The sequence below is a fragment of the Paraburkholderia graminis C4D1M genome, from assembly GCF_000172415.1.
Classification (GTDB): domain Bacteria; phylum Pseudomonadota; class Gammaproteobacteria; order Burkholderiales; family Burkholderiaceae; genus Paraburkholderia; species Paraburkholderia graminis.
Genome location: NZ_ABLD01000013.1, coordinates 134,280 through 157,694 on the forward strand (window position 1 = coordinate 134,280; position 23,415 = coordinate 157,694).

Consider the following 23,415-nt stretch of genomic DNA (forward strand, 5'->3'; position numbering starts at 1 on the left):
GTTTCACACAATGCTTGCCCTCGCTCAGGCGGAACGCGCACAGTTTGCGCTGCCATCCTGCTGAGCAAGCAGCACCGCCAGCGCGCACGAGGCAATGCGCGCCGATACGCTGTCGGCGCGGCTCGTCAACACGATGGGCACCTTCGCGCCGAGGACGATGCCGGCACTGGCTGCTCCGCTCAGGAATTCCAGTTGTTTGACGAGCATGTTGCCGACCTCGAAATCGGGGACCACCAGAATATCGGCGCGCCCGGCCAGGGGCGACGCGATTCCCTTTAACCGTGCCGCTCTGACTGAAATGGCGTTGTCGAAGCCGAGCGGCCCGTCGACGAGCGCGCCGCTCAACTGTCCGCGGTCGGCCATTTTCGACAGGGCTGCCGCATCGAGCGTGGAGCGCATCTGGGGATTGACGGTTTCAACGGCGCCGAGGATCGCGACTCGTGGAAGCGCAAGGCCGAGCGCGTGCGCAAGGTCGATGGCGTTCTGAACGATGCCGCGCTTCTGTTCCAGGTCGGGAGCCACGTTGACCGCAGCGTCCGTGATCATGAACGGATGCTCATACGACGGCAGATGCATCAGGAAACAATGCGATATCCGCTTGCCTGTGCGCAAGCCGGATTCCGGCCGGACGACGGCGGACATCAGCTCGTCGGTATGCAGGCTGCCTTTCATCAGCGCCTGCACGTGGCCACGAGCCGCGAGTTCCACGGCACGCGCCGCGGCCGCATGACTGTGCGGTACATCGTCGATTTCAATGCGGGCGAGATCGATGCGTGCCGTCGTCGCCAACGCCTCGATACGCTCACGCGGCCCCACGATCACCGGCTCTATCAGGCCGGCCCTCCAGGCCGCGCTCAGCGCGGCAAGGCTCGGACTGTCGCACGGATGCACCACCGCCATGCGCACAGGAGCGCGCTCGAGCGCCAGCCGCAGCAGCGGCGACGGTTCGCCGTGCAGACCCTGCATGAGCCCGGGAAACGAACCCGCCACCGGAATGGCGGCTGCCGGATATGCGTTCATCCTGGAAAAGCCTTTTGCATGTTGGACACCCTGCCTCGTTTGCACGAGTCCTCAAGCCGTTTCGATGATGACCTTCAATGCATGCGATCGGGCCGCATCGCCGAAAGTCTCGTAGGCTTTCAGTACATCGTCGAGCCTGAAGCGATGTGTGATCAGGCTCTCGGGGTCGAGCCGGCCGGCGCGCACCGTCTTTAACAGCATCGGTGTACTGACCGTATCGACGAGACGCGTCGTGATGGAGATGTTGCGGTCCCACAGCGATTCAAGATGCAGGTCCGCCTTCACGCCATGCACGCCCACGTTGGCGATGATGCCGCCAGGCGCCACCAGCGCCTGGCATAGCTCGAAAGTCTCGGGCACACCCACGGCCTCAATCACGCAATCGGCGCCCGTTCCGGCGGTGAGCTTCATGACCTTTGCCACCGGATCGTCGACGCCGCTGTCGATGCACGCCGTGGCCCCGAAGCGCGACGCCATCTCCAGACGGTAGGGGTCGCGGTCGATCATCACCACCTGCGCCGGCGAATAGAACTGCGCGGTAAGCAGCGACGCGAGCCCGATGGGCCCTGCGCCGACAATCGCCACAGTGCTTCCCGGTTCAACCTTGCCGTTGAGAACACCGCATTCAAAGCCGGTCGGCAGGATATCGGAAAGCATGACTAGCGCGTCCTTATCCGCGCCTGGTGGAATGCGGTACAGGCTTGTTTCCGCGTGAGGAATGCGCACGTACTCCGCTTGTGTGCCGTCGATCCGGTTGCCGAGAATACATCCGCCAGTCGTGCAATGCGAGTACATTCCGCGCCGGCAGTAGTCGCACTTGCCACACGACGAAATGCACGAGATCAGCACATGGTCACCCTCCTTCAGCGTGCTGACCGCAGCGCCAACCTGGTACACGATTCCCACTCCTTCATGGCCAAGAATCCGCCCGGGCTCGCAGGAGGGAACATCGCCTTTCAGGATGTGCAGGTCAGTGCCGCAGATGGTCGTGCGCGTCACCTTCACGATGGCGTCGGTGGGAGCCGCGAGTTGCGGCATCGGCCGCGCGTCGAGCGATTTTTTGCCCGGCGCCGTGATAAACCAGTGCTTTCACGAGATGACTCCAATAGTCGAGGAGATTAGCGGCCAGATTGCGTCAAAGCGGCGCCTCGGGCTTCGCGTCGGCGGGCTCGCGAACCAGCAGAACCGGGCACGTCGCACAGCGGACGAACCGCTCGGCAACGCTGCCGATCACCATGCGCCGCACTCCGCGCCGTCCGTGCGTGCCCATCACGACAAGGTCCGCGCTGCGCCGCTGTGCGCAGCGCAGCAACGCGCCGGCGATGTCTTCGGCGATGCCCTGGGTCTCCACGATCTCCGTGTCGCCCACGACGTTCAGCTCGCGCATCTGGGCCAGCGCGCCATGCAGCAGCGTGGTTCCGACCTGCCGCGCAGCGTCGGTCAGAAGATGCGGATCGCAGGCACCTGCATAGGTGAACGCCGCCGACTGATCCAGCACGTAGACGGCGGTCAGCTTGCCGCGCGAGAGCTTCGCCAACTGAATCGCTTCGCTCAGCGCGCGCTTCGCTGCATCGCTGCCGTCGAGCGCAACCACAATATTCGCGTACATATCTGTCTCCTGAAAAAGCTTGATCGTGATGTTAAAAGTGACGTTGCAAATCAGGCGCGGGCGACATGGCGCTCGAGAAACCGCTCTGCCGCATCGAAGGCCGCTCGCACCGCTTCATCCGGATCGATGCTTTGCCGATGTTCGATCGGAACGAGTTCTCCGGTACGCAGCACGAGGTCGAGGCGCGCGTCGAACAGGCGTTCGTCTCGAAGGTTCTCAGGCATGTCGCCGCGCGCGCCCGCTACGTCGTGCGGGGCACGCTCGCGTATGGCTTCCAGTGCCAGATGGCATCCGGAGATGCATCCGCCAAACCGCCCCAGGCGCACCAGTTGCGCGGCCGCCTCAGACTCGATCTGCGCGGACCCCGCAAATCCGAGGTAGACGATCTGCATATCGATTCCCATACCGCCTCCGCGCAAACTGCACTTTCCGTCGACCGTTGCGGCAGCCAAAGCCACGTGGACCAGCGAGTCGATGAGAGGATCATGAGCGCGTATCCCTATCTGACGATTGACCTGCGTCAACGAGTTCAGAAGGCCGCGCCACCGTGCGCCCCGTTGATCCAGCGCAACGCGCCTCCGCACTTCGCGGGTATGGTGTATACGTTCACGGCCATTACCTTGCGGGACCATCAAATGAACCAATCCGACCATGCCGGTGTGGGTGCGCTCACACATCAGGCTCGCGACGAAGCGACTGGCCTCCGCCATTTCTATCTTGTCGGCGGCGGCATTGCGTCGCTTGCGGCCGCTGCCTTTCTGATCCGCGACGCCGATGTGCCCGGCTGCCGCATCACGATTCTGGAAGCCCTCGGCAAGGCCGGCGGCAGTCTCGACGGCGCGGGTACGCCACAGGATGGTTACGTCGTGCGCGGCGGCCGCATGCTGGAAAGCAGGTACCTGTGCACCTATGATCTGTTCGACTCGATTCCTACGCTCGACGGCCGCAGCAGCGTGACGAAGGAAATCTTCGACTGGAACGAGACGCTTCGCACGTCGTCCAAAGCGCGGCTCGTGCGCGACGGCAAACGTGAGGACGCACCTGTGTACGGGCTCGCCGAGACACACCTGCTGACGCTTGGCCGTCTTGCGCTCGAACCGGAAGCACTGCTCGGTGACAGTCGCATCTCGGACCATTTCGAGCGCGATTTCTTCGAGACGAACTTCTGGATCATGTGGTGCACGACGTTCGCCTTTCAGCCCTGGCACAGCGCTGCCGAGTTCCGCCGCTATCTGCTGCGCTTCGCGCATATGACGCCGGGCTTCAACCAGTTGCACGGCATCATGCGCACGGTCTACAACCAGTACGACTCCATGGTGCGGCCGCTGCGCGAATGGCTGGACGAACACGGCGTGGAATTTCGCACCGGCACGCGAGTGCTGGATCTGCGGTGTGACGAAAGTGGCGAACTGAACCGCGTCGCCGGCATCGTCTGTGAACACGGTAACGGCCGCGCGGAAATTCCGGTCGGCGAAAACGACAAGGTCATCGTCACGCTCGGCTCGATGACCGCAGGATCGAGCCTCGGCGCCACGCATCGCGCTGCGGCGTTCGATCAGCACGACAGCAGCGGCGCTTGGGCGCTCTGGAAAACCATCGCGGCCGGACGCGGCGAGTTCGGTCATCCTTCGGTATTCGCCGATCACGTCGACGAATCGCGCTGGCTTTCGTTTACCGCGACACTGCACGATCCTGCGTTATTTCGCCTGATCCGCGATCTGACCGGCAATGTGCCGGGCGAAGGCGGCCTGATTACGTTCCCGCAATCGAGCTGGCTCATGTCGATCGTGCTGCCGCATCAGCCGCATTTCATGGGTCAGCCGAAGGACGTGCAAGTGTTCTGGGGTTACGGGCTTTTCGTCGACCGGCCGGGCAATTTCGTCGCCAAACCGATGGCCGAATGCACGGGCCGCGAGATCGTGACAGAGCTTCTCGGCCATTTGCACATCGAGGCGCAGGCTCGGCGCATCGTCGACGACGCGATCTGCATTCCGTGCCTGATGCCGTTCATCACGAGCCAGTTCCTGCCCCGCAAGCACGGCGACCGGCCGCAGGTCGTGCCCGAGGGCTGGGCGAATCTTGCATTCGTCGGACAGTTTTGCGAATTGCCGAACGACGTCGTGTTCACCGTCGAATATTCGGTTCGCTCCGCTCAGACCGCTGTCTACACCCTGCTTGGTCTGGATCGGACCGCTCCGGCTGTGTATAAAGGTCAGCACGACCCGCGCGTGGTGTACGGCGCGGCTTCCGCCTTAGGCAGCCACTAACGGACCGATGTTTGTACAGCGCGTGGCTCCGACATGACGCGCAACGAAGCAAACGCCTGCTCGAGGGGAACGCCGTGGAGCTCGACGCAACACCGCTGAAAGGTCAGCGCACGATATTGGCGCGGCTCAAGGGGCATCCGCTCGCGCGCGTCGGGCCCGGCCTCATCACCGGTGTCGCCGACGACGACCCCAGCGGCATCGCCACCTATTCGCAGGCCGGCGCGCAATTCGGGCTGAACATGCTATGGACCATGCCGCTTGCGTTTCCGCTGATGGCGGCAGTCCAGTCGATGTGCGCGAACCTGGGCCGTGTGACCGGCAAGGGCCTCGCCGCCAACATCAAGGAGGCTTTTCCGCCCGTCGTGCTTTATGGCGTGGTGCTGCTATTGCTCGTGGCCAACACACTCAACATCGCCGCCGATGTCGCCGCGATGGGCGAAGTCGCGCAGCTCGTCAGTGGCATCGACCGTCACGTGATGACCGTGTGCTTTGTATTGGCGACACTGCTGTTGCAGATCTTCGTGCCCTATCATCGTTACGTGATTTTCTTGAAATGGCTGACGGTTTCGCTGCTTGCCTACGCAGCGGTGCTGTTCGTCGTTCATGTGCCGTGGCGCGAGGTGGCGCTGCGCACCCTCTGGCCGCGCTTCGATGTGAATGCGGATGCCGCGGCGATGGTGGTCGCCGTCTTCGGTACGACGATCAGCCCGTACCTGTTCTTCTGGCAGGCGTCGGAAGAAGTCGAGGACATGCGCGCCCATCCGAACAGCGCGCCGCTCGTGGACGACGCGCGCGAGGCGCCTGCGGAACTGCGGCGTATCGGTTGGGACACCTGGAGCGGCATGCTCTATTCGAACGTCACGGCCTGGTTCATCATGCTCGCCACCGCTGTCACGCTGCATGCCGCTGGCGTCACAGACATCGCCACGGCCGCCCAGGCCGCGAGCGCATTGCGGCCGCTTGCGGGCGACTTCGCCTATCTGCTCTTCTCGCTCGGCATACTCGGCGTGGGATTTATCGGCGTGCCTGTGCTTGCCGGTTCGGGCGCCTATGCGTTGACTGAGGCGCTCGGGTGGCCAGAGGGGCTCGAGCGCAAGCTGCGCGACGCGCGAGGCTTTTACGGCATCATCGCCGTGAGCGTGCTGGTCTCGCTCGGAATCCAGTTTTCATCGATCAGTCCGATGAAAGCGCTGCTCGTTAGTGCTGTCATCAACGGCGTAGTGGCCGTACCGCTGATGGTTGTGATTCTGCTGCTGGTCACGAGGCGCGCGGTGATGGGCGATTTCATCGCGAGCCGGCCGCTTATCGCGCTGGGCTGGGTCGCGGCAGCGGTGATAGGCGCGGCGGCGCTGATGATGTTGCTGCCGCGCTAGACAAGCCGGCACGGCGCAAACAATCAGCAACTCCATTCCAGCGCCGCGTAGTGGGCGAGGTGACGTTCCAGTACGCCCGCGAATGATTCCAGCGCCGTGGTCCGCACGCCCCGCTGCACCTGGGAAGCACGCACCTTGCATTGCGCGACGGGCGCCTTGCCTGCGAGCGCGCGCATTTCGTCGAAAGCCGTGCCTGCGCCAAGGCCCCCGAAGATGCAAAAGAATCCGACATGGCGAAACCTCGAGCGGTTTTGCAGCAGGTACGCGCGCACCGGCGCCGACACCGCGCCCGCCCAGACCGGCGTACCCACGAGCACGAGGTCGTACTGCGACGGATCGAGTCCCGCCGGAACGATTTCGGCCGGCCGCTTTCGCCATGAGTCGATAACACAGCGCAGATACCCCAACGCTCCGCGACGCTCGGTGAAGTCGCAAATCTCCTCGATGTCGGCGGACATCATGCCTGCGAGCGCGCCAGCAAGCCTGCGGGTGGTGCCGGTACGCGAGAAAAAAACGACGAGAACGCGTGGCTCGGACATGACTCGCTCCTTTGATGGAAAGCGCAATGGCGCGCACTCGTGCGCCATGCATGTCCCGAGGATAGAGGCCGGCGCAGACCTGCTCATGACCTAAGTCAACCCACGCGCGACGCACGGCACCTGTGGCGCCGTTGATCTGCATCAACGAGGCGGGCGCGATCATTCCTAGACTCAAGCTCACCTGTCCCAGCGTCGTTACTCATTCTCCCGGAGCGCCCGCCATGAGCTACAAGACTATCGTTGTACATCTCGACACGAGCCCAACCGCCCATCCGCGGCTAGAAACCGCACTGTCTCTCGCTAAACGGTTCGGCGCGCATCTGACCGGTGTATTCGCGGTCTTCTCGCCCGACCCGCGGTCGTTGTACGTGATGGCCGGTACGGCCGAGTACTACCGCGAGCATGAAGAGCGACGCGCGGAACGGAGCGCGGCGCTCCAGCGGCTATTCCATGCGGAACTGCGGCGTGCGGAAGTCGAAGGCGAATGGATCGCCGTCGACGAGTCCGCGAGCTTTGCCGTGCCGCGACTTGGCCGCTGCGCGGATCTCATCGTCGCCGGTCAGGACAATCCAGGCGACGCCGAATCCTATGTCGGCGACCTGTTCCCCGAGAACCTGATTCTGTCGAGCGGTCGTCCGGTGCTGCTCGTGCCGTATGCCCGCAATGACCAGACGACGGGCAGCCGAATTCTGGTGGCGTGGGACGGCAGCCGCGAAGCCTCGCGCGCCGTGCATGACGCGTTGCCGTTCATGCGCGCGGCAGAAAGCACCACGATACTCACCGTCAACGGCATGCGAGACGGCGGAAGCCTTCGCATTCCCGGCGCGGACATCGCCACCGTGATCGCGCGCCATGGTGTGCATGTCGATGTGGTCGACATCGAAACAGGAGCCGATGGCTCGGTCGGCGAGGTGCTGCTCTCGCAGGTAGCCGACGCAGGAGCCGACCTGCTGGTAATGGGCGGATACGGTCATGCGCGCTGGCGCGAACTGGTGATGGGCGGCGCGACGCGCACGATTCTCAGGTCGATGACCGTGCCGGTGCTGATGTCGCATTGAGCGCCGGCTTCTTGTCTTTTCAGGAGTGTCGCCATGTATAAAAAAATCCTCGTTGCCGTCGACGGCAGCGAAACTTCGGCGCGGGCGCTCGCCGCTGCCCTTAATCTGGCGCGCGAGTCCGACGCGAGACTGCAGCCGCTTTTCGTCGTGGACGTGCCGCTGCTGATCTACGACGTGCCCGGCTACGATCCCTCGTATGTGCGCAACGCGCTCGTCGAGGAGGGCAAGCGCGTGCTCGCCGACGCGACTGCGCTGATGGCCGCATCCGGCGTCAAGGGACCAGCACGCCTTGTCGAAACCGAACTGGCCGGTGACGATATTGCGCATCGCATCCTGGCCGCCGCACAGGAGTTCGGCGCGGACGTCGTCGTGATGGGCACGCATGGCCGGCGCGGGGTACAGCGGCTGATGCTCGGTAGCGTCGCCGAGCGCTTTTTGCGCATTGCCACCTGCCCCGTACTGCTGATTTCCTCTCAGTGTGCATCCTCCTCCACTAGCGTCGTCCAAGGCCCGGGCGAACCGATCAAGGAGCCGTCATGAACTGCAAAACCCTGCTCGTGCACCTGGACGACAGCGCGCGCAGCGCGGCAAGACTGGACTATGCGCTGGAAACCGCCGCACGCCACGACGCCCACCTCATCTGTGTATACGCGGTTTGCGAGGCGCCGGCGGACCCTCTGTTGATGGACGGCGAGGACATCTGGTCGCGCAGCCGCGAGGCGCAACGTAGTGCCAACAAGACAAACGCACATGCGCGCTTCGTTGCGGCCGCCGCTCGCGCCGGGGTCAGCGCCGAGTGGCGCGCGCCGGACGGCGCCCCGACGCCCACGGCCATCATGCACGCGCGTCATGCCGACCTGCTGATCCTCGGCCAGGACGATCCCGACGATCGCAATGCGTTCGTCGCGCGCCATTTTCTGGACGATGTGATCATCGGCTCCGGACGGCCTGCAATCGTCCTGCCGTATGCGGGCGCCGTGCACTCCCGTATGGACAGCGTGATGATCGCGTGGGACGGCGGCCGCGAAAGCGCGCGCGCCGCGATGGATGCCTTGCCGCTGATCCGTCGCGCCAGCTTCGTGACGGTCGTGACGATGGAGCGAGATGCGCACCATCGCGAGCCGGCCGGCATCGACGTAGCCGCCTGGCTCCAGCGGCACGGCATCGAGGCCGGCTTCGCCGCCATACCCGGCATATCCAACGCCCACACCGGCACGACGCTGCTCAACACACTGGCCGACCGCCACATCGACCTTCTGGTGATGGGCGCCTATGGTCACGCGCGCGCGCAGGAACGCATCCTCGGCGGCGTCACGCGCACCCTGCTTCAGTCGATGACCACGCCGGTACTCATGTCACATTGAGCTGCAGGCATCCGCGAGCGCGGGTTCCAGCGACGCTGGCCCGGGCATGAATCCGGCGTTTCGCGGACAATGAGCGCAACTATCAGGGCTTGCGCGCGGGGGCCCAGCGTTCACTGAAGGGCGGGCCAGACCCCCAAGGCAAAGCAGCTGCCTGCGGCGGGGCCACGGCGGTGGCGTCTTGCAGCGCAACCAATTCTTGTCTGCAATCATTCGACGAGGCGCAAATGTCCGTCAGCGGTCAGGCGCCCACGTCGCGCACGGCGGTATCGCACGAGCGGTTGAGCTGGTTCGATCCCGTGCGTTCATCTGTATCGCCGCCGCGTTGCTTGTCGCGAGGCGAGCGCACTCATACTTGCGCGCGCGTCGGGAACCCTGTTCCGCCTACAGTGAAGCCAATGCCGCGCTCGCGCAGTCCGGTCTGAACGAAGCGCACATGATGGCGATCATCCGTTCGTCGATGGAAGCGATCATTGCCACTGACGAGCATCAGCACCTCGACTCCGCCCCTAAGCATTTGCTCGATGGTAAGTGGGAAGCGGATTTCAGTTTGCCTGGAGGCCGCTCAACACGTCGGCAAACCCGCCGGTCTTCGCGCCAAGGCGTCGAATCGCGAGAGCGACGTCCGTCGAGAGCAGCGCTTTCAATTCGTCCGCGTGCCGATACGCGCGCATACCGAGAGTCAATGCGCTCTCCCCTGCAACAGCAGGATGGCAATAGATTTCGCCCACGCCATCCGGCAAGACAGCAAGCGCCGCAAGCCACGCACGCTCATCCATTTGCCCGCTGTCGGCCAGGCCGACAAGATAATCGTTATGAACAATCCCGGCGGCGTCGAGTCGCCCCCTCACCCTCGCGATCCAGGGTTGCATCCACAGTGGCGCATTCACTTCAAACGGTAAGCGCATCGCCTTCATGCCGAATTCGCGCCCGATTTCGAGGATCAGATCGAGTACTGTCGGATGCAGATGAAAGTGCTTGTGCGTGTTGACATGATCGAGCGTGAGCCCGCTGTCGGCGAACACCCCGAACTGCGCGCGAATTTCCCGGGCAAGCTGTTTGCGCACGTGCGGCAGAAAGAAAAAGCGTATGCCGTCGCGCACCATGTTGCTGCCGAAGCGCCCATGTTCGTCGAGCAATGAAGCGATACCGGCGCGCGGCATGACGGGGTCGCCGTCGGCGAGTACGAGATGCAGGCCCACGCGCAAATTCGGCATCGCGCGGGCGCGCGCGATTGCGTCGCTCGAGGCGGGTGCACCGACCATCAGGCTCGCGGCCGTCAGCACACCGCTGACATGAGCCTGCTCGACGGCTGCGTTCACTCGCGGATGCAGGCCGAAGTCGTCGGCTGTCACGATGAGTGCGCGCGGCTTAGCGGCCATCGGACGCCTCGATGGTATCCATCAACGGCAACTGCGCGCCGCGCGACGCGGAACGCGAAGTTCCAACCGGCACTCTGACGCCTCGCCACATGACATGTGAGCCGAAGGCGCTGGCGATCCACTGCACGAGCAGCAAGCTATCGCGCAATGGTACGAGCGGCAGATCGCGCCAGAAAGCCAGGCCGAATGCGTCCGACAATGTGTCCGATGAAGCGGACGACAAAGCGGCCGACAACGCGTCCCCTGCCCCGTCCCTCAACCCGCGACGCAATGCCTGTTGCTGGCGCACTGCGCGCGCGTGCAGCACGACGCGCGCGGCCAGGCCCGCGGCCATATTGACCGCGGTCAAATACGCCGGCCAGCCATGCAGGGCACCTTGCTGACTTGCAACAAGGCAAGCCGTGGGCCCGACGCCGACAACGAGCCACGGCGTAGCAAACGTCATGAAGAGAAACGCAAAGCCGAGCGGATTCACCGAGCGTATTGTGCGCAACCAGCGCGTCTCGCGTTGCCAGAGCCCGGTGAACGTTGTTTCGGTGACGTCGGTGGCAACCATCATTCGCGACAGCACGGTTCGCAAACCGAGGGCGCGCACGTGTTCGGCGAGCCAGTAATCGTCCGCGAGACAGTTCTTCAGGCGCCCGAAGCCACCGATGCGGTCGAGTGTCTCGCGCCGCAAAGCAAGCGTGGCGCCGAAACCGAAGCGGCGCGATCGGACCATACGCGCGACGCGCACCGACGGGCCGAACCATTCGTTGACGAAGAGCGCGCCTACCCGCGACCAGAAACCGCTCACGCCGTGCGCGACATACAGACAGGTGACAACACCGACAGATGGATCGGCCAGCGGCGTGGCGACGGCGCAGAGGTAATCGGCTTCGACGGCAATATCGCTATCGGCAATCACGATCACGTCATGCCGCGCGCGCTCGGCCATATTGATCAGATTACTCACTTTCAGATTGCTGCCATGCACGCGCGCGTCGATCACGAGTTCGATGTCGAGCATCGGATACGCGGCTTGCAAACGGCGCACCACGCCAATCGCGGCATCGTCGGCAGAACCCACGCCGAACACCAGCTGGAAATGCGCGAGGCGCTGCTCGCAGAAGCTTCGCAGGTTTTCATACAGGCGCGGCTCGGCACCGCACAAGGGCTTGAGCACGCTCACGCCGACCGGCGCGAACGGATGGATCGAACGCGAGTCGAGCGCATCAAGCGTTGCACCGTGCACGAGGCTCGCCGAGTCGATAGCACGAGCGGCGTGATCGAGAAGGCCAAAGCGATAGGCGGCACTGCCGCGCAGCGCAAAGAACGGCAGCGCGAGCGCACCCACCACAGCATACAGCGACGCGCCGACGCAGCCGGCAAGCAGAAGCCATTCGGATACCGGTAATGCATGGGATGCCATTGCCGCGCTCCGTCAACGTTGGCTCAGGACAAATGGCTTCCCCGTGAGACGCAGATGCAGCACGACAAGCCACAGCCGCGGGCAGTCCGATGCGAGATCGACCGGCCTCGTGCAGGCAGATGCAACGCTCGCATGGTGGTCTGCGACGGCGGCCCGGAACGCGGCTTGCGCGAACTGGCGCGCGACCATGACGCCGCCGGCCATCACCGCGATAGAAGAAAGCCGGAAAGCCGATGAGACAAACAGATGCTCGGCGCCGGGATCCACAAAGACCGTCACGCACGCGAGCAGGTCGGCGGCGACAGCCGTGAGCGAAGCGACCATTAGGTGCGCGCGCAACATATCGGCGGTGACTGGCTTCATGGCTTTGTCTCGTAGCGCGATGAAAAAGCATGCACGGCTTCTTGTGGCGAACCGGCGCCTGCATCCGGAGCCGCTCATCGCAGCCGATAAAACCGCCACCGCGGTCGCCACGCCTTCCAGCGATGTACTGGAACCGCGTCGAGCCAAACTCGCAACTCGACACGACGCCGCACGCTCCTGTCACTCACAAGACAGTAAGCTGTTGATGGGCGATAGTAGCGATTCAAGCTGAAGGAAACCTTAAGCAGACCGCAGTAGATCCCGCCATGAACAGCGCGGTTAAACTGCGGACTTCATCGCCGCTTTCCGCGGTGCATTGCAATCACGATCACAACACTCAACGGAATTTGCGTCCCATGCGTGTACTACTGGTTGAAGACGACGACCTGATCGGTTGCGGGGTCGAAGCGGGTCTGCGTCAGGCGGGTTTCACGGTCGACTGGGCGCGCGACGGCCATAAAGCAGGCCTCGCGCTGGACACCACGAGCTACGCGCTCGTCGTACTCGATCTCGGCCTGCCGCGCGTGTCCGGCATGGATCTGCTCAAGCGAATCCGCGACGCCGGCAACGACGTGCCCGTGCTTGTGCTGACGGCACGCGGCACGGTCGTAGACCGCGTGGGCGGTCTTGAGGCCGGCGCGGACGATTACCTCGGCAAGCCCTTCGACCTCACGGAACTGACGGCCCGTTGCCGCGCCCTGCTTCGCCGCGCGCAAGGCCGCAGCGTCGAGGTAATCCGCTATGGCGATCTCACGGTGAACCCCGCGGCGCAAACGGCCCAGGTTGCCGGCACGCGGGTGCCGCTCACGTCGCGCGAATGGGCAATCCTGCTGCAATTGCTGACCAACCAGGGCATTCCGCAGTCGCGTTCGCGGCTCGAAGAAAGCCTGTATGGATGGCAGCAGGAAATCGAAAGCAATGCAATCGAGGTGCACATCTCGAACCTTCGGAGAAAGCTTGGCGCAAGGCTCATACGAACCGTGCGCAATATCGGCTACGTGGTGGAGAAAGAGTAAATGAGCGCATCCATTCGCAGGCGGCTCATGCTGCTCGTGCTCGGCAGCATCGCGGCGGTCTGGGCGATTGCGCTTGCGTCGAGTTATCGTCAGGCCACGCAGGAAGTCGGCGAATGGGAAGAAGCGCGCCTCGCGGAAGTCGCGCAGATTCTCGCGCTTCTCGATCAGGCCAACCTCGCCACGCTTGCCAACGCGCACATCGACGTGCGCGAGGAAGAAAGAGGCGGCGCGACCAGTGCGAGCGAGAACGACGACGACGACTCGCTGCCGCGCGACGCGCTGTTTCAGGTGCGCACGCGCGACGGCGACGTGATTGCCGGCAGCCCTGCCCTGCGCGCGCTCGGTGCATGGGACCTGCCGCTGCCGGCGGTCACGGGCACGCAAGACGTCGTGCTAGGCGGTCAGACGTATCACTCGTTCACGCTGCGCGGCACGGCGCTGGGCCACACGGTACGCGTATTCGAGCAGGCCAATACGCGCAGCGATCTGGTCAGCGGAGTGGCGAGCCGTATCGCGCGCCCTGCCCTGATTGCGCTGCCGGTCCTCGCGTTGCTCGTGTGGTTCAGCATCGGCTGGAGCCTTGCGCCGCTGCGCGTGCTGTCGGATGCAATCCGCTCGCGACATATCAACCGCCTCGAGCCTGTCGAAATCGGCGACGCGCCGACCGAGGTGCGGCCGCTCGTCGACGCGCTCAATCTACTGCTCTCGCGTCTGCACCATTCGCTCGAACGTGAACGCGCGTTTACCGCCGACGCCGCTCACGAACTGAAGACGCCGCTGGCCGCCATCAAGGTTCAGGCACAGGTTGCGCTCGCCGAGCCCGACCCGGCGCGGCAGCGACTCGCGATGGAGCGCGTCGTGCAAGGCGTGGATCGCAGTGCGCGGCTCGCCGAGCAATTGCTGCTGCTCGCACGTCTGGACATGCATGAAAAGCTGTCGAAGGCACCGCTCGCGCCTGGGTCGCTCGCGAAGCATGCCGTGCTGGCCAACGCCGGCAACCTGCAGCAAAAAAACATGCGCGCGATGCTCGACTGCGACATGCAGGCCAAGATCGATGCGGAGCCCGTGCTGATCGGTATCCTGTTCGACAATTTGCTGGACAACGCGATCAAGTACGGAAGCGAGGACGGCAACATCGAAATTTCGGTCAGGAGCGCGACCGAGCCGCTCGATAATCGCGTTGTCGTGACCGTGCGCGACGACGGCCCCGGTGTGGCCTCGGCAGATGTCGCGCGTCTGACCAGCCGGTTTTTTCGCGCCACCGGCAACCAGGCGACCGGCAGCGGTCTTGGCCTTTCGATTGTCGCGCGCATCGCGGAACACTTTGGCGCAACCGTGCGCTTCGGGCCCGGCCTCGAGAGCCGCGGACTCGCCGTGGAAGTATCGTTTCCCGCCTCTGGCGCCGCGCCTGATGAGCGACTGAAGGCCGCGGCCTAGCGGTGGTTCGTATCGCAGGCGACGCTCGTAGTGCTGCGCGATGTCGGGCGTTGCGGGTTCTGCTGCGCCTGAGGGCGCACCGGCGCGCGGTTCGCGCCTTCCGCGAACTGCCATGCAATCAGCCCTGGCACGAACATCAGCAGATCGCGAATGCGGCGCGCGCCCGCAAGCGCGAGACAGGTCGACGGATCGAGCCCCAGTGCACTGCCGATCAATATAAAACCGCCCTCCTGCACGCCGAGGCCGCCCGGCACGAAGAAAGCCGCGCTGCTGATCGCCTGGATCAACGACTCGATCACGACGGCTTCAACCAGCGTGACTTGCGCGCCGAGAAAATACAGCGCGAGCCAGATTTCCAGCGACGTCAGCAGGCACTGCAGCGGCTGCCAGAAGAACAGATAGCGCAGCACGACGGCGCGACGCCGCCAGATCAGCTTGATCGCCAGATCGATTTGCGCGGACTGTCCAACGAGTGCGGCGAGCTTGCCGCTCGTGAGGTGATTGAGCGCGCGGGTCATGCGTTCGAACGGACTAGCGTGCTGCACAAGCGCGAACAAAACGAGAAGCGGCGTCAGCACGACCACGCCCCAGGCAAGTTGCCCAGCGAGCCGCAGCGTGCCCGAATGCGCGTGCACAAACAGAAAACCAATGCCGACCATCGTGAACAGCAACTGGCTGATCACCGTCAACTGCATATCGGCGATGATGCTCGCCACCGCCGTGGAAGGCCGCACGCCCCAGCGCCTGAGCATGCGGAACGACACGACCTCTCCGCCGATGCGCGCGACCGGCAGCATGCTATTGACCGATTCGCGCACCCACACGAGATGCAGCATGTCGAGCACGCGCGGCCGGTTCGCGCCGCGAATCAGCGAGCGCCAGTCGCACGCATTGGCGAGCATCGGCAGGACATGTGCGAGTGCCGCGAGCACAAGCCCCGCGCCCGCGGCGCGCAGCGCGCCGAGCACCGCGACCGGGTTGTCCCGCCATACGAGCCACAGCGACGCCGCCAGTCCGGCGAGTGCGGCCACGCGCCCGAGATGCTTCATCATGCTGCTCCCTTTCGCGCGTTCGTTGCGCGACGGGCTTGCCGTTCATCGCGCCATTCGGAACACGTGCGCATCATCCTCGCCTAAACTCCTCTCGTCGTCATTCGTCCTGCGCGGCCGACAGCAGGCCGTCGCCATCGACCTCGAAGCTGAACCCGCGCCAGACCACCCGCGAACTCCAGAAACTGGCGACAAAGATCGCGAACGACACGATATCCCATATCGGCAGCATCCAGGCGCCGCCATGCGCCTGCCGCAATGCGCGATCCGCGCTCACCTTCAGTGCGAAACGCACGGACAGCGCCAGCGCCGCGATTAGCCAGGCCCACGGCGCGTCGCTCGACAAGCCGACCGCGAGCAAGGCCAACGGCAGCGGATGCATCAACGCAGAGCCAACATGACCTGTCGGATCGACGCTGCGAATCGTCCGGCTCCAGCGCAACTCATGCGCAAACAACTGCGCCGCGCTCGCCTCCGCGCAAGCGTGCGAAATGGCAAGCGGCGGAATCGCCACTGTCTCGCCGATGGCGCGCACTGCCTCGCCTATCGCGTGGTCTTCGGCAAGATGACGCACGAAGGGCAGAAAGCCGCCGATCTTCTCCAGCGTGCCGCGCCGCATTGCAATGGTCTGTCCAAAGCACGGCCGCGCCAGACCGAGCGCAAGACCGGTGACGACGCCGGGCAGAAACTGATAGTGCGTCGCGGTCGCGGACAGGCGAGGCCAGAAACCGGGATCGGGCTGCGCCCGATACACGCAGGTCACGAGTCCCACGCCGGGCTTCTCCAGTTCACCGACGATATGGCGCAAATAGTCGGGCCCGACGCCAACGTCGCTATCGGCGAACACGAGCAGGTCGTGCCGCGCGTGCGGCATCATATTGATGATGTTGCTGATCTTGCGATTGGGGCCATAGAGACGTGCGTCCACGATCACGGTGATGTCCGCTTGCGGATGCAGGCGCTTGAGGTTTTCGACGGCTTGCAATGCGGGGTCCGCCGGGTCATGCACGCCGAACAGAAACTGCACCGGGCCCGGATAGTTCTGCTCGCAGAAACTCGACAGATTGCTAAGCAGCGCCCACTCGCTGCCGTGCAGCGGCTTCACCACTGTCACCGGCGGAAAGCTGGCGGGCTCCGTTACAGGCCGCGCGAAAAACCGCCCGATCAGCACGCTCGCAATCGTCGTGTAGCCGATGCCGAACAGTGCGCATGCAGCGCAGAGATAAGCGCACGCATGAACGAAAACCGTGGCGGCCCAATGCGCGCCGTTCACGCCTCGTGTGCGCGCAGAAAGCGGAAGAACTCGACGCCTTCGCGCAAGCGCCGTTTCATCATGTCCCAACTGGTCAGCATCTCGCGCACGATTTCCCAGATTTTCGACGGACGAAAATAGAAGCGCTTGTAGAAGTTTTCCAGCTGGTGATAAATCTCCTCGCGCGACAGATGCGGATAGCCGATGGCCGCAAGTTGCACGCCTTCCTTGCTCACGAGGTTGATCACCTTGTTCTCTTCGAGCCAGCCGTTTTCGACCGCCTGGTCGTAGAGCCGCGTGCCCGGATACGGCGCCGCGAGCGACACCTGAATCGTGTGCGGATTGATCTCTTTCGCGTAGTCGATGGTCTTCTGAATGGTCTGCTGCGTTTCTCCGGGCAAGCCGAGAATGAAGGTGCCGTGAATCTTGATGCCGAGCTTGCGGCAGTCGTCGCTGAAACGCCGCGCGATGTCGGTGCGCAATCCCTTCCTGATGTTCAGCAGGATCTGATCGTCGCCGGACTCGTAGCCGACCAGCAGCAAACGCAGGCCGTTTTCCTTCATGATTTTCAGCGTGGAATACGGCACGTTCGCTTTCGCGTTGCACGACCACGTCACGCCGAGCTTGCCGAGACCGCGGGCGATTTCCTCGACTCGCGGCTTGAAGTCGGTGAAGGTGTCGTCGTCGAACATGATCTCCTTAACTTCGGGCATGTTGTCGCGAATCCACTTCACTTCAGCCAGCACGTTCTCGACCGAACGCGTGCGATAACGGTGTCCGCCCACGGTCTGCGGCCACAGACAGAACGTGCATTTTGAGCGGCAGCCGCGTCCTGTATAAATCGACACGTAAGGATGCTTCAGATAGCCGATGAAGTAGTTGTCGATCTTCAGATCGCGCTTGTAGACGGGCGCGACGAACGGCAACTCGTCCATGTTCTCGAGGATCGGGCGCGCTGCGTTGTGCTCGATCGAGCCGTCGGCGGCGCGATAGCTGAGGCCCAGAATCTGCGCGAACGGTTTGCCCGCGGCCACTTCCTGGCAGGTGAAGTCGAATTCCTCGCGGCAGACGAAGTCGATCGCCTCGCTCGCTGTCAGCGAATTGTGCGGGTCCACGGCCACCTTCGCGCCGACCATGCCGATCACAAGCGACGGCTTGCGCTTCTTGAGGTCTTCGGCGAAGAGCGCGTCAGTGGGAAACGACGGCGTGCTCGTATGAATGACGACCAGATCGTAGTGCTGCGCGATGTCGAGCGTTGCGTCGACGGACAGGCCGTCGGCGGGTGCATCGAGCACGCGGCTGTCGGGCACGAGCGCGGCGGGTTGCGCAAGCCAGGTCGGATACCAGAACGAGCGGACTTCGCGCTTCGCCTGATAACGCGAGCCGGCGCCGCCATCGAAGCCGTCATACGACGGCGCCTGCAAGAACAGAGTTTTCATGGACGCTCCAGCAAGCCTGAAAGGACGCTTTCGGTTTTCTGTCGGGAGCCTGTCGGAACTGGAACTCGGGGATAGCGAGCGCGACGGCAGACTCGCGCAGATAGTACGGAGCAAACCTGAAGGAAACCTTAAGCGAAACGGCGCGCGCGAGCTGCCTGGATACGGTCAGCGTCCCGGAAGACACAGCAATCTGTGTCCTCGCGAGCTCGCGTGCATTGGTTACCGACAGCCCATTCGGCGAGTGTCATCGAGCAGGCCCCCGTGACGCTCCCGGCAAGCGCAGTCGATAGGATGGCTTAGTTTTGGGTCCCGCCCCCGGCAACGCCCATGATTAGGCAAAAATTCCGCACCAGACCGTCGTTAGTACCGAGTACTGCGGCGCGCAGATCGTCGCCGGACGATACGCCCGGCGCCACGACTCTGCTTCGGCAGTCTCCACGCCTACGGTTGCTTCTGGCCCGCCATCGTTTGCCACCCACCCTTGAGCTTGTCTGCCAGATCTTCGCGTGCTTTCATTGCGAGGCAGCTAATTCGCCAAAGGTCCCTTTTCTTTCGGAGTCCGCTTCGATTCGCGCGAGCGTCTTGCAAATGGCCACGCCATGCAGTTCGTCGGCGAGGCTGGTCCGACGGCGCTCCAGTTTTTGCCCTTGATGCCATAGCCCGGGGGTTCGGTCGACATTCAAACGTACACCTCCGTCCGGCACTTCGCACCGGTAACCCTACGTCCTCTGGAGCGGTTGTCGAAACACTCCAGTTCGATTGCGGGCTGGTGCGGCCATTGTTGCCTCGGTCCTGACGGTTTGAGTGTCAGCTACATGCTGTTCGACCATATGAATCCGGTGCTCGTCGTGCAGAGGGAGATGTACGGTAACACCTGGCATACGGCAGGTGTCACCGCGCATTGCGCTCGCTCCTCCGCTCGCGTTTTGCAATTTCAGACGCGGGTAGACAGCGGTCCGCTATCTGCAGCACACAGTACTGATATGTGAGGCCGTACCCTAGTTCGTGCTTCGCCTCTCTTAAGGCGACGGTGACTGCCCCAGTGCAACGTACGTACGAGAAAAAGTTCTTTCTCGTTCATCGCCACGCTCGAAGCTGCGAACATAGACTCAAGGTAATTTGCGCCGGCACATCTTGTTACATGGACGAGCGTACGCCACGCGAGATGACGGCATTAAAGCGGCTGACGTTAGCGCGCATTGCCACTTTCCCAAGGCCCCGGTAAAGTTGCGGACTGTATCTGCGATCGAGGCTTGTCGGTCTGCGTGCCTTCCCCGATGTAACTGCGACGGGTCCGTGCAGGCACCTGTGAGTATCAGGTCGACCACCACCGTCAATTTCACGCTTCCTGGACATCGCCGACATGAAGTACGCTGCTGCACTGATCGCTCTTTTTGCCTGGGTAGGAGTGACGGTCGGTGCGCCGCTGAGCACATGTAGCAACGCGCGGGCGACCGCATTCGTCGTTGCCGTCGCCACCAGCGATTTGCGCAGTGCACGGCAGGGTGGCCAACACGTATTCGCTTACACGCCTGAAGAGACCGAAGCAACGCTGTCTTCCGCCATAAGAGACTGGCTGACCAAAGGCGACAGGCGCGGCATGCGGCTTGCACTCGCGGACCAGCAAACGATCTTCGCGTTTCATTGGGCGGCGTTACAGATGCCAGGGACTCACAGTGCTTTGCTGTTATCGATAGTGATGGGTGTCAGGAAGACCTCGACTACTGGCTGACACGAGTGAGGAACGGTGATTCGCAATTCATCTCTGCGTACCGACAGTCGCAGATGAGGCTGGGTCTGCCCCCACTCGTCACTCGCAATGGTAAAGGGCTATAAAGCCGTAGGTTGCCCCCGACAGCCGTCAGAATCGCCTTCAGTACCACCAACGAACTAACGTGACGCGGCACATTCCTGGTACTCCGAATCTAGTAAGCTGTTGATTCTCGATAGTAGCGAGTCAACCTGCAGGTAATCTTAAGCAGAACGCGGTCGAAGACCGCCCGATTGAATGTACGACCCTTTCTTCACGTCTGCCAGGGATCTCAGAACGATTCCGGTCGCCGTCAACGGCAGCGGATGTTCGTCGCGTGCGCTGGCGCGCGGCTCGGGCGCAACACTGCGGCCTTTCGTCGCAGACCTGCCGTTGCAGACCTACGACGTACCCGGTTACGACCCGACATATCTTCGCGTTTGTCGAGGGAAGCAGGCGACGTGCTCGTCGACGCAACGGCACAGATGGCGACGGGCGTGGAAGGACTGCCGTGCGTCGCAGAAACGCAGCTGGCTGTCAACGACTCGCATCGCATCCAGTTTGCAGTGCAGGAGCTCGCCCCCGATCTCGTGATGACGGGCACTGACGGCGGGCGGGGCGAGCAGCGGCTTATGCACGGGAGCGTCACCGAACATTGTCCGCAAATTGCCATCTGGCCAGTGTTGCTGACTGTAGCGCGTTGCGCGGTGCCCGCGAGCGTTGCGCAGGCCATCAGCGGAACTGTCACCGAACCGCCGGGCGCCGCAACGGTTTGCGAACGCGTCTTGACGACGGCTTGCTTCGTGCCCCCGCGCGCGCCCGACAGCAGACATGGACTTCTGCCAAGACGTGAGGGCGACACTGGCATGAAGCCGGCGTTTCGCGCACAATAATACAAACACGCGCACGGCGCACATGTTGCGCGGCACGCCGCCGGCCAGCGGCGATGCAGACCGAATTTGCCCACATTTGAAACACTGGCCACCCGCGAACGCATGGCATCGTACCGCACACTGATCCTTGTCCGCAGTCATTTCAAGGAGACACACATGCCCCCCAGCGGTAAGACGCCCACGCCGCCAGACTTTGTATCGAAAGAGCGGTCAAACGGCATCACCTCGCGGCCTGAATTTGCGGCGGCAGCGGTTTTCGTAGGGGCGCTGGCCGCCATGCTCCTGGCGCGCCAGTGGCTTGATCCCGTATTGTTCGTCTGCGTTGCCGCTGCCCTGTTTTTGAGCACGAGCGCATTCATGCTCGCGCGCGCAGGTCGCGAAACGTCTGCCGCGCACACCGAGGCAAGCGCCGCCATCACTCAGTCCGACGCGAACGAAGCGCGCATGATGGCGATCATCCGCTCTTCGATGGAGGCGATCATTACCATTGACGAACAGCAGCGCGTCGTGCTCTTCAATCCGATGGCCGAACAGATTTTCGGCTGGTCCGCGATGGACGCGATCGGCGCCCCGCTCACCCGCTTCATTCCTGAACGATTCCGCGCGGCTCACGCACGGCATGTCGAACAGTTCGGCGTGACCGGCGTCTCGGACCGGCAGATGGGCCGGCAGCGCGTACTCTCAGGCTTGCGCGCAAACGGCGAGGAGTTCCCGATCGAGGCGTCCATCTCGCAGATCAGGGATGGCGAAACGCGGCTCTACACCGTCATGCTGCGCGACGTGACCGAACGGGTCAGAGCGGAGCAAGCCCAGCAGCAGGCGCGCGAGGAGCTACGCGAACTGTCGGCCAATCTGCAGAGGATCCGTGAAGACGAGAAGACGCGCATCGCACGCGAACTGCACGACGACCTCGGCCAGCAGCTGACCGCCCTGAAAATGGACATCTCGTCGGTTGAAGAAGCGCTTAACGGATCCGCAAGCGAGCTGGTGCGCGACCATTTGCAGGGCATGCGCCGTCTTATCGACGCGACCGTGGCGTCGGTTCGCCGCATTGCCGCCGATCTGCGGCCGGTGATGCTCGACGACCTCGGACTTATCCCCGCGGTCGAATGGCTCGCGAACGACTTCACGAACCGCTATGGCATCGACGTCGAGCGCGACATCGAAACCGGCGACGCACGTTTCAGCCCCGCAGGAGCAACCGCGCTATTCCGTATCGTGCAGGAAGCGCTGACCAACGTTGCGCGCCATGCCGACGCCACGCTCGTCACACTCAGCCTGCGCGCCGGCGACAAGGGTGTCGTGCTGCGCATCGCCGACAATGGCCACGGCATGTATCGTAACCGCGAACCGGCCGGCAAGTCGTTCGGTCTGCTGGGCATTCGCGAACGCGCCCATATGCTCGGCGGCGCCGTCGACATTCAAACCGGACAAGGCAACGGCTTTGCGTTGCGCGTCACTATTCCAGCGGAGGCGGTGCAGATGCAGGAGTCGCAACCATGACCCGTGTCTTGCTCGCCGACGATCATGCGCTTGTGCGCGACGGTCTGCGGCATATTCTCAGGGGCGCAAGCGGCTTCGACGTGTTGGGCGAAGCGAGCGACAGCGCGAGCACCGTCGCACTGATTCGCGCGTGCGCCGCAGACGTGCTGGTGCTCGATCTGTCGATGCCGGGCCGGAACGGTGTCGAACTGATCAAGCAGATCAAGGACGAAAAGCCGTCGCTGCGTATCCTCGTGCTGACCATGCACGCCGAGCAGCAATACGCCGTGCGCGCGTTCAAGGCCGGCGCGTCCGGCTATCTGACCAAGGAAAGCGCGAGCGCGGAGCTTGTGGCGGCCGTGACGAAGGTGGCCGCGGGCGGCGTCTACGTGAGCCTTGCGATGGCCGAGCGGTTCGCGCAGAGTCTGAACGAACCCGCCGACCTGCTGCCGCATCAGCGCCTGTCCGATCGTGAATTCGACGTCCTCAAGCGCATTGCCGCCGGCCAGACCATTACGGAGATCGCGGCGGAGTTGTGCGTCAGCGCGAAGACCATCAGCACCTACAAGACGCGCATCCTCGAAAAAATGCAGATGCCGCACGAAGCCGCGCTGGTGCGCTATGCCGTGCGTCACAAACTGGTCAGCGACGAAGAGGACGATATCTGACCGCCTCTGCCTCACTGGCGGGCTACGGCGTCTGATGTAGGAAACG

General features: G+C 63.4%; 21 protein-coding genes and 2 pseudogenes. 11 read left to right on the forward strand and 12 right to left on the reverse strand.

Annotated elements, in window-relative coordinates; all coding sequences use genetic code 11:
* Positions 1–24 precede the first annotated feature (24 nt).
* The 4 genes and pseudogenes from BGRAMDRAFT_RS20630 to BGRAMDRAFT_RS34605 form a co-directional block, all read right to left on the reverse strand.
* Positions 25–1,020 (reverse strand): bifunctional enoyl-CoA hydratase/phosphate acetyltransferase, encoded by a 996-nt coding sequence (locus tag BGRAMDRAFT_RS20630; RefSeq protein ID WP_006050755.1) that lies wholly within the window; start codon positions 1,018–1,020, stop codon positions 25–27.
* 51 nt (positions 1,021–1,071) lie between these two features.
* Positions 1,072–2,113: pseudogene (locus BGRAMDRAFT_RS20635) on the reverse strand (zinc-dependent alcohol dehydrogenase family protein).
* Between the two features lie 42 nt (positions 2,114–2,155).
* Positions 2,156–2,629 (reverse strand): universal stress protein, encoded by a 474-nt coding sequence (locus BGRAMDRAFT_RS20640; protein ID WP_006050757.1) that lies wholly within the window; start codon positions 2,627–2,629, stop codon positions 2,156–2,158.
* Positions 2,630–2,679: 50 nt separating this feature from the next.
* Entirely contained in the window at positions 2,680–3,033 is a 354-nt protein-coding gene (locus BGRAMDRAFT_RS34605; RefSeq protein ID WP_083803837.1) for a hypothetical protein, read from the reverse strand.
* A gap of 231 nt (positions 3,034–3,264) precedes the next feature.
* On the opposite strand from BGRAMDRAFT_RS34605, the gene BGRAMDRAFT_RS20645 reads away from it, so the two are divergent.
* Positions 3,265–4,896, forward strand: coding sequence for an oleate hydratase (locus BGRAMDRAFT_RS20645; protein WP_044021542.1), 1,632 nt, complete (start codon positions 3,265–3,267; stop codon positions 4,894–4,896).
* A 74-nt stretch (positions 4,897–4,970) separates the two neighbouring features.
* Positions 4,971–6,269: an NRAMP family divalent metal transporter gene (locus tag BGRAMDRAFT_RS20650; RefSeq protein ID WP_006050759.1), complete on the forward strand. Its 1,299-nt coding sequence runs from the start codon at positions 4,971–4,973 to the stop codon at positions 6,267–6,269.
* A gap of 23 nt (positions 6,270–6,292) precedes the next feature.
* Here BGRAMDRAFT_RS20650 and BGRAMDRAFT_RS20655 read toward each other — a convergent pair whose 3' ends face one another.
* Complete coding sequence (locus BGRAMDRAFT_RS20655) at positions 6,293–6,808, reverse strand: flavodoxin family protein (protein WP_006050760.1); 516 nt, start codon at positions 6,806–6,808, stop codon at positions 6,293–6,295.
* Between the two features lie 221 nt (positions 6,809–7,029).
* On the opposite strand from BGRAMDRAFT_RS20655, the gene BGRAMDRAFT_RS20660 reads away from it, so the two are divergent.
* From BGRAMDRAFT_RS20660 to BGRAMDRAFT_RS20670, 3 genes are read left to right on the forward strand one after another with little or no spacing between them, the layout of a single operon-like run.
* Positions 7,030–7,866: a universal stress protein gene (locus BGRAMDRAFT_RS20660; protein ID WP_006050761.1), complete on the forward strand. Its 837-nt coding sequence runs from the start codon at positions 7,030–7,032 to the stop codon at positions 7,864–7,866.
* Between the two features lie 33 nt (positions 7,867–7,899).
* A complete protein-coding gene (locus tag BGRAMDRAFT_RS20665) occupies positions 7,900–8,406 on the forward strand; it encodes a universal stress protein (protein WP_006050762.1) in 507 nt (168 codons plus the stop codon).
* The gene (locus tag BGRAMDRAFT_RS20670) at positions 8,403–9,230 is read left to right on the forward strand and encodes a universal stress protein (RefSeq protein WP_006050763.1); all 828 of its coding nucleotides are present in this window, start codon (positions 8,403–8,405) and stop codon (positions 9,228–9,230) included. Before BGRAMDRAFT_RS20665 ends, BGRAMDRAFT_RS20670 begins: the two co-directional genes overlap by 4 nt.
* A gap of 542 nt (positions 9,231–9,772) precedes the next feature.
* Here the strand turns inward: BGRAMDRAFT_RS20670 and hpnK are convergent.
* Genes hpnK through BGRAMDRAFT_RS20685 form a run of 3 tightly spaced genes read right to left on the reverse strand, consistent with a single transcriptional unit; the run spans position 9,773 to position 12,383 of the window.
* Positions 9,773–10,609 (reverse strand): hopanoid biosynthesis-associated protein HpnK, encoded by an 837-nt coding sequence (gene hpnK / locus BGRAMDRAFT_RS20675; protein WP_006050764.1) that lies wholly within the window; start codon positions 10,607–10,609, stop codon positions 9,773–9,775.
* Complete coding sequence (gene hpnI, locus BGRAMDRAFT_RS20680; RefSeq protein WP_006050765.1) at positions 10,599–12,020, reverse strand: bacteriohopanetetrol glucosamine biosynthesis glycosyltransferase HpnI; 1,422 nt, start codon at positions 12,018–12,020, stop codon at positions 10,599–10,601. The genes hpnK and hpnI (BGRAMDRAFT_RS20680) overlap by 11 nt, the downstream gene beginning before the upstream one ends.
* Positions 12,021–12,032: 12 nt before the next feature.
* A complete protein-coding gene (locus tag BGRAMDRAFT_RS20685; RefSeq protein ID WP_006050766.1) occupies positions 12,033–12,383 on the reverse strand; it encodes a hypothetical protein in 351 nt (116 codons plus the stop codon).
* Between the two features lie 356 nt (positions 12,384–12,739).
* Between BGRAMDRAFT_RS20685 and BGRAMDRAFT_RS20690 the strand changes: the two genes are divergently transcribed.
* Both BGRAMDRAFT_RS20690 and BGRAMDRAFT_RS20695 read left to right on the forward strand, forming a co-directional pair.
* On the forward strand, positions 12,740–13,399 hold the full coding sequence (locus BGRAMDRAFT_RS20690; protein ID WP_006050767.1) for a response regulator: 660 nt from the start codon (positions 12,740–12,742) through the stop codon (positions 13,397–13,399).
* Positions 13,400–14,836, forward strand: a complete 1,437-nt coding sequence (locus BGRAMDRAFT_RS20695) for an ATP-binding protein (RefSeq protein ID WP_006050768.1) — start codon at positions 13,400–13,402, stop codon at positions 14,834–14,836.
* On the opposite strand, the gene BGRAMDRAFT_RS20700 is transcribed toward BGRAMDRAFT_RS20695, so the two are convergent.
* The 4 genes and pseudogenes from BGRAMDRAFT_RS20700 to BGRAMDRAFT_RS36135 all read right to left on the reverse strand — a co-directional run.
* Positions 14,833–15,888 (reverse strand): lysylphosphatidylglycerol synthase domain-containing protein, encoded by a 1,056-nt coding sequence (locus BGRAMDRAFT_RS20700; protein WP_232292313.1) that lies wholly within the window; start codon positions 15,886–15,888, stop codon positions 14,833–14,835. The genes BGRAMDRAFT_RS20695 and BGRAMDRAFT_RS20700 overlap by 4 nt on opposite strands.
* Positions 15,889–15,985: 97 nt before the next feature.
* Positions 15,986–17,158 (reverse strand): bacteriohopanetetrol glucosamine biosynthesis glycosyltransferase HpnI, encoded by a 1,173-nt coding sequence (hpnI, locus tag BGRAMDRAFT_RS20705; protein WP_006050770.1) that lies wholly within the window; start codon positions 17,156–17,158, stop codon positions 15,986–15,988.
* Positions 17,155–18,576 carry a hopanoid biosynthesis associated radical SAM protein HpnJ gene (hpnJ, locus tag BGRAMDRAFT_RS20710; protein WP_006050771.1) on the reverse strand — a complete coding sequence of 474 codons (1,422 nt, stop codon included), beginning with the start codon at positions 18,574–18,576 and terminating at the stop codon, positions 17,155–17,157. The genes hpnI (BGRAMDRAFT_RS20705) and hpnJ overlap by 4 nt, the downstream gene beginning before the upstream one ends.
* A gap of 184 nt (positions 18,577–18,760) precedes the next feature.
* Positions 18,761–19,259, reverse strand: a pseudogene (locus tag BGRAMDRAFT_RS36135) (VIT1/CCC1 transporter family protein); the annotation flags it as partial.
* Between the two features lie 680 nt (positions 19,260–19,939).
* Here BGRAMDRAFT_RS36135 and BGRAMDRAFT_RS20715 point away from each other — a divergent pair.
* The 4 genes from BGRAMDRAFT_RS20715 to BGRAMDRAFT_RS20730 all read left to right on the forward strand — a co-directional run bounded on the left by BGRAMDRAFT_RS20715 (position 19,940) and on the right by BGRAMDRAFT_RS20730 (position 23,369).
* Positions 19,940–20,308 (forward strand): hypothetical protein, encoded by a 369-nt coding sequence (locus BGRAMDRAFT_RS20715; protein WP_006050773.1) that lies wholly within the window; start codon positions 19,940–19,942, stop codon positions 20,306–20,308.
* A gap of 479 nt (positions 20,309–20,787) precedes the next feature.
* A complete protein-coding gene (locus BGRAMDRAFT_RS33815; protein WP_006050774.1) occupies positions 20,788–21,219 on the forward strand; it encodes a universal stress protein in 432 nt (143 codons plus the stop codon).
* A gap of 156 nt (positions 21,220–21,375) precedes the next feature.
* A complete protein-coding gene (locus BGRAMDRAFT_RS20725; RefSeq protein WP_006050775.1) occupies positions 21,376–22,722 on the forward strand; it encodes a PAS domain-containing sensor histidine kinase in 1,347 nt (448 codons plus the stop codon).
* Entirely contained in the window at positions 22,719–23,369 is a 651-nt protein-coding gene (locus BGRAMDRAFT_RS20730; protein WP_006050776.1) for a response regulator, read from the forward strand. Before BGRAMDRAFT_RS20725 ends, BGRAMDRAFT_RS20730 begins: the two co-directional genes overlap by 4 nt.
* Positions 23,370–23,415 lie beyond the last annotated feature (46 nt).